The following is a 5,805-nucleotide window of genomic DNA, read 5'->3' as shown; positions in this document are numbered from 1 at the left end:
CGCCTCACCGGCGAGCACACCATCTCCTGGCGCGACCCGACACCTCGGGATCAAACACCAATTCCGGGATGAAACATCGGGAGAAAACGACCTCTAACGCTGCGCCGCTTCAGGAAACGCTGGGAGGGGCGGGCCGTTCTCCTTGCCGACCTGAGGAACGACTACCACGTTCGAGAGGTGCGGCAAGCCTGCATGGACGTCTGGTGGGCAGCGAAGCCCTTGGCGAATGTGGTCGACCTCGACGAACTTGAGCACCAGCTCAATGACGAGCTGTGGACCTGCACACAGCTCGTCATTCAACTGGCGAAGGTGAACCGGGAGGTACCCAGCGAATCGCCCGCCCCGAAGGGGATCCTGGACCAGATCGCCGACCGCAAGCGTCAGCTCGCCCAGCTCCGTGACGAGTACGAGGCGCTCTACGCCGAGACCGGTGCCGATCCCGCCACAGTGACCGACGCGGTTCGCGAAGCGCTACTGCACGCTCAAGCCCTCAACGAACACCGCCCAATCGCAGACACAGTCACGTGGACCCAGTCGCTGCGGGAGATCGTCGCCGAGTACAACACCCGGACCGAACAGGTGGAGCAGATTCCCGAGTCCTGACCGACAGGCGTTCGCTCCTTGTGGATCACGGGTTAGTGGCCGCCGTCTGACCGAGCTCTGACCTGCGCAGGTTCCCGTAAAAGGGGTTGCACCCCCCCCCAGAAAGAGAGTATAATTGATTTTATATTTCAGGCGGCAACCTGAAACGGTCACCACCCGACTCAGGAGCAGACGTGATCACATCACCTCTCACCCCCGAACAGCGCACCGTCTACTGGACCGTGACGGCATACGACGCACACGGCCGGACCGTGTACGACACGACCGCGCTGCACTCGGTCTCGCCCACCCGCTACTGGCACAACTACTGGGCCTCCCGCCACGAGACCGCCCGGATGAACCTCGCCGAGCACCACCTCGTCGTGGCCAGCACGCTCACCTCCATCGAGGACCTGCCGGGCCAGGGCACACCGACGCTCCTGCCGGAACTCCCGGACGGCGCACACGAGGTGAAGCGCTTCTTCAGGTTCGCCCGCGTCCTTGAGGACGGCTCCCTGACCGGCTTCGGCCCGACCGTCCTGCCCACCGGCGACGACGTCCGCCACTTCTACGACTGGACCGTCAAGAACCAGGAGCAAGCCCAGGCCGTCCGTGTCGACGTCTCCACCCTCCGGATCCTCGACATCACGCTCACCCACTCCATCCGTGAGCTCCAGCTCGCCGACCTGCCCGGCGACGCCACCACCGCGCTCGTGGGCCAGCTGGAGGCAGAGGGCCTGTACTGGATCCCCGTCCACGAGAGCGCGGGAACGTACCTGCGCATCCCCCTCGCCGACGGCTCCGAGATCACCATCAGCGGCACGACCGCCGACGGGCACGAGGTCAGCTCCCAGCACGCGATGGACGACCACGGCGGCTGGTTCGCCGAGTGGGACGACTTCAACGACAGCTTCGTCGAGGTCTACCGCTCTGCCCGCAAGGGCCTCACCTACGCCGCGGACACCGCCGCCTTGCTGTCAGCCGTACTCAAGTGCGCCCGGGAGCACGGCGGTGGGCCCGTCCTCAAGGACGCGCGCCGGCAGCCGCACGCCTGAGGCGCCTGCTCGTCACCCCTCTGTCGGCCGGGCGCGGCAACGCCCGGCCGACAGGCCACCAACTCAGCTCACAAGGAGAACTCCGCTCATGAGCCGCACCCTGCAGCTCGGCCTGTTCCCCACCGAACACGACGCCGACCCCCTGGCAGACCTTGTCCCGGACAAGGCCGACATCTACATCCTCAACCTCTCGGGCGGGAAGGACGGCCCCCGCGCCGCCGCCCTGGCCATGGACGCCGCGCGCCGCCGGCGCCGAGGACCGGGTCTACACCATCCACGTCCCCTACGACCTGTTGACCTACATCGCCGAGCGCGGTGACTGGCCCGTGCTCCCTGCCGGAGCGAATGGCGGTCTCCGAGTGAGCCTGTCTCGTGCACGGTAGGAACGAAAAGCGGTGCCCCAGGCCATGGCCTGGGGCACCGTGCTGCGTCCCTCAGAAGGCGGCAGCGGTCAACGTGCGAACCGCCTGTCATAGTGGGCTCTCTGTGCAAGTTGGTGGAGAACGCGCTGGAGATCGGCCCACACCGCCCGCCCTTCGAATCCGATCAGCATGTCAACTTTCCACTCCTGCGAGGCCGGTTGTTCGGATGCCCATCACCTGGGTTTCTGGCCAGCTCAGGCGGGTCGGGCGAGCGGGGCGAGCAGGCCGTCGCCGGGCCACAGATCCTGTTCGGCCACGAGGCTGGCGAGGAACGCGTCGACCTCGGCCAGCACGGCGGCGCGCTCAGCGGGCCCGTATGCGATGAAGTCGTCGGCTGCGGCGTCGTAGGCGCGCACGTGGCTGTGCGGGCCGGTGCAGACGAGGGCGCGCGCGATCTCGGGCAGACCGAGGCTGAGAGCATCGCAGTCCCCGGAGCGGACAAGCTGCAGCAGGTCAATGGTGACGCGCTCCCAGTCGCCGACGGTCGGCCAGTCAGCGCCGCCGCCCAGTTCGTGGGTGAGGGTGGCCAGCGGGACGATCTCGCCCTGCTCGCGTCCTTGGGTGAGGCGCTCGTGAATCCGGGCGCCGTCGGGCTGGCGCACCTGCGGGTGGAGCAGGGAGTCGGCGGCGACGACCGTGGTGTTGATCTCCTGGGTTCCTGGGCCGGGGTAGTACGGCTCGTGTGCGAAGAGCAGGTACACGTCCGAGGTACGGACAGCCGGGCTGGGTTCGTGCTCGGGCATGAGGAGGCTTCCCTTCAAGAGTGACGTGTTGGGGGTGGGATGAGGCGCCAGGGATGTAGCCGGCCGGACGCGCTGCGAGTGCGAGCCCATCGGCCGCTGGGAGGCGCGGGTCTGGTCCGCGTCCGCTGCGCCGTCCTCGGAGGCGGAGCGCTCGATGATCTGGGCTACCTGGTGGGCGAGTTGGAGCAACAGCCGTTCACGGGCGACAAGTTGGTCCGAGGCCGCGCGGGTGTCCTGGGTCTGAAGCAGGCCGGCGGCGTCCCACAGCAGGTGCTGGCCGAGCTCGACCGAGCGGCGCAGCTCGTAGCGGTCGCTGCCGGCGGCGGCCTGGACGAGCGAGGTGTGTAGCGCGGCGAGGCGCTGCAGGTAGAGGCAGGGGCCGTCGCCTTCGACGGTGCGGACGTGTTCGCGGGCCCGGGCGTCCAGCCAGCTGGGCAGGTGCTCGGCGAGCAGCGGCGCGAGGAGTATCGCCGGCAGCACGACGTCGATGGGGATCCCGTGGCTGGCGGCGAACAGTCCAGTGAGCAGGCTGACGAGGGCGACGGCAGCGGCGGAGAGCCGCAGGGATCCGGGGACAGTGGCCAGGGCGATGCGCTGAGCGGGGCGCCGGGTCAGCCAGCGCAGGGACAGGCGCTGCATGCGGGTCGCGGCCGGGGTGAGCACCCCGATCTGGTGGGGGATCTCAGGCGGGCTGCCGTCTCCAGGGACGGTCCAGGCGAGCCAGCCCCATGGGGTGCGTTCGTAGACGAGGACGGGCTCGCACGCGGCCGAGCAGGTGCTGCCTGGGACGTGACCGGTCCGCAAGGCGCGGAATCGTTCCCTCTCCCACCGCCCCGGGTCCCGGGCGAAGGGGCGCTCGTGGTGCGCGGCCGCGGCTGGCGGCGGTGTGCGGTGTGTGCCTGTCACGGGCTGCTTCCTTCCGGTTGATCGGTCAGGGCAGAGGCGCACGTCGTGCAGCGGCCGTCGCCATCGGGATGGGCGCGCCGGGGGGTGGGGCCGGGGCAGGTGCGGCAGAGCGGCCAGCCAAGGCAGGCCGGGCAGAGGTCCTCGCCGGGGGCGGTTCCGGGCACGCCGCAGCCGGCGCATTCCACAAGGGCCCGGTGGGTCAGGGCCTCGCTCACCGTGCGCGCGGCCGCGGAGCTGGTCGACCGGGGCGGCAGGTCGTCCCAGGCAGGTGTGTCGTGGTGGTCGGCCGCGATGGCGGGCGGCGGGTAAGCCTGGGCGGCGCGGAGCCGAGCGGCGATGATCGCGCCGACCGTGGTCCGCACCGGGTGGGGCAGAGGCTGGGCGGCGATGACGTGCAGCAGCTGCTCGCGGCTCCAGCCGGACTCCAGCATCACGGTCACGACGCGGCCTTGATCGGTGAGCGCCTTGCCGGTCAGCAGCAGCTGGGGGCGAGCCGCCCCGAGTTCGAGCAGCAGCCGGATCCCCGGGTGCATCTCATTCGCCGCGGGCGCGGCCGGCGGGGACGTCGGCCTGCCCGGCTGGCCGGTCCCTTCCGGTGTTCGCGCGGCTTCGCTGGCGCCGCACGGAGGGACGGATCTGGTGTTCTGCTTGTTGGTCTTCTTTCTCTTGGTGTTCTTAGTGCCGGGATCAGCCAACGTAGGCTCAGCCAATCCTGGAAAACCCGACTCTGGTTGCGACCTGGGGTTTTGCAGGCCGGGCAGATCGGTGATGCAGTACAGCGCCTGGCCGAGCGTGCCGTTGGGATTCCGCTCGCGGGTGCGGTAGAGGAATCCGTGCCGCTCCAGCTGCCCCAGCCCCGTGGTGACCGCGTCGACGCCCTCGCGGCCGCGGCGCACCAGTTCGGCGACGGTGACCTGCCAGCCGTCCCGATGCGTGCTGACATACCCGAAGATCCCCTTCGCCTTGAAGGAGAGCCGGCTGTCGCGGAACAGGCCGTTGGCGATCTGGGTGAACTGATCACCCGCCATGACCCCGCGCCGGATACCCGCCCCGAAGCCGCCATCGTGTTCGTCTTCGATCACGAGGGTGGAGGTGGCTTCCACCAGGGCGACGTCGAGGGTGGCGGCGGGGCGATCGGTGATCGAGTAGACGACCTCGCCGAGCGTTCCGTTCGCCCGGCGCAGTCGTTCGCGGATGAGGTAGCCGTACCGCTCCAGTTCCTTCAGGCCGGCGCGGACCGCCTCCCGCCCGTCAGGACCCACCGCGACCAGATGGGCCAAGGTGACCTGCCAGCCCTCCCGGTGCGTGCTGACATACCCGAAGATCCCCTTCGCCTTGAAGGACAACCGGCTGTCGCGGAACAGGCCGTTGGCGATCTGGGTGAACTGATCGCCCGCCATCACGCCCCTGCGGACCCCTGCCCCGAAGCGGCTCACCGCCGCGCCCCCGACACGGGCCGCGCGTGGCGGCTAGGGCAGCACACCGGGCCCGCCGCGATGGGGCGGTCGTCGGTCCTGGGTGCGCGGGCGTACGTGTGATCCATGCGGTCAGCTCACCCGCCGACCCCGACCAGGCTGACGGCCATGAGCCCCGACCATCGGTCACGATCCGGCAACATGCCCGTCTAGCTGCCGTGGTCGGGCTCATGGTCGGGCCGACCACGCCCCTCCACCCCAATGCGCAGCGGTTGCGCACCCGACTGCGCAGCCCCGAACGGGCGGTGCGCAATCGGCCTGCGCAACCGGCCAAGGATCCTGCGCAGTCGGGATGCGCGGTCCGGCTGCGCAGTCGGCCCGAGGATTCCTGATCTTCCGGTGCGCAGGTCCGGATGGCGCACTACGCAGGCGCCAAGGGGAGGCCGGGAGGCTGCCGTCTGCGCATCGCGGACGGCCCGGTGGACGAGCGTCACGTGGTCGCCCAGGCGCTCGCCTGGCCCGGCGACCGTGGACCAGACGCGATGTCCCGTCCTCGACTCACGGCACAGCCGTGGTCGGGCCTGTGGGGTGGATTCAGGGGGTCGTTGCAACACGCGGTGAGTTGATCAAGTCGCGAGCAGTTTATGCAGACGCTCGGCTGGGGTTTCCCAGTCGAGCGTTT

The 5,805-nt window shown here is 69.6% G+C and carries 5 protein-coding genes; 3 read left to right on the top strand and 2 right to left on the bottom strand.

Going from position 1 to position 5,805, the window contains the following annotated elements:
* Positions 1-192 precede the first annotated feature (192 nt).
* The 3 genes from ACFVJQ_RS45330 (at position 193) to ACFVJQ_RS45320 (ending at position 1,956) form a co-directional block, all read left to right on the top strand.
* Positions 193-603, top strand: coding sequence for a hypothetical protein (locus ACFVJQ_RS45330; protein ID WP_385791811.1), 411 nt, complete (start codon positions 193-195; stop codon positions 601-603).
* A gap of 173 nt (positions 604-776) precedes the next feature.
* Positions 777-1,637: a hypothetical protein gene (locus ACFVJQ_RS45325; RefSeq protein ID WP_385791809.1), complete on the top strand. Its 861-nt coding sequence runs from the start codon at positions 777-779 to the stop codon at positions 1,635-1,637.
* An 88-nt stretch (positions 1,638-1,725) separates the two neighbouring features.
* Complete coding sequence (locus tag ACFVJQ_RS45320; RefSeq protein ID WP_385791807.1) at positions 1,726-1,956, top strand: hypothetical protein; 231 nt, start codon at positions 1,726-1,728, stop codon at positions 1,954-1,956.
* A 297-nt stretch (positions 1,957-2,253) separates the two neighbouring features.
* Here the strand turns inward: ACFVJQ_RS45320 and ACFVJQ_RS45315 are convergent, their stop codons facing one another.
* Positions 2,254-3,708, bottom strand: a complete 1,455-nt coding sequence (locus tag ACFVJQ_RS45315; protein WP_385791805.1) for a hypothetical protein — start codon at positions 3,706-3,708, stop codon at positions 2,254-2,256.
* Positions 3,705-5,144: a hypothetical protein gene (locus ACFVJQ_RS45310; protein WP_385791803.1), complete on the bottom strand. Its 1,440-nt coding sequence runs from the start codon at positions 5,142-5,144 to the stop codon at positions 3,705-3,707. The genes ACFVJQ_RS45315 and ACFVJQ_RS45310 overlap by 4 nt, the downstream gene beginning before the upstream one ends.
* Positions 5,145-5,805 lie beyond the last annotated feature (661 nt).

Origin of the sequence: Streptomyces sp. NPDC127197 (assembly GCF_042672405.1) — a bacterium.
GTDB lineage: Bacteria > Actinomycetota > Actinomycetes > Streptomycetales > Streptomycetaceae > Streptomyces > Streptomyces flavusporus.
The sequence above is the reverse complement of the archived record's forward strand: the minus strand, read 5'-3'. Positions and strand labels throughout refer to the sequence as shown.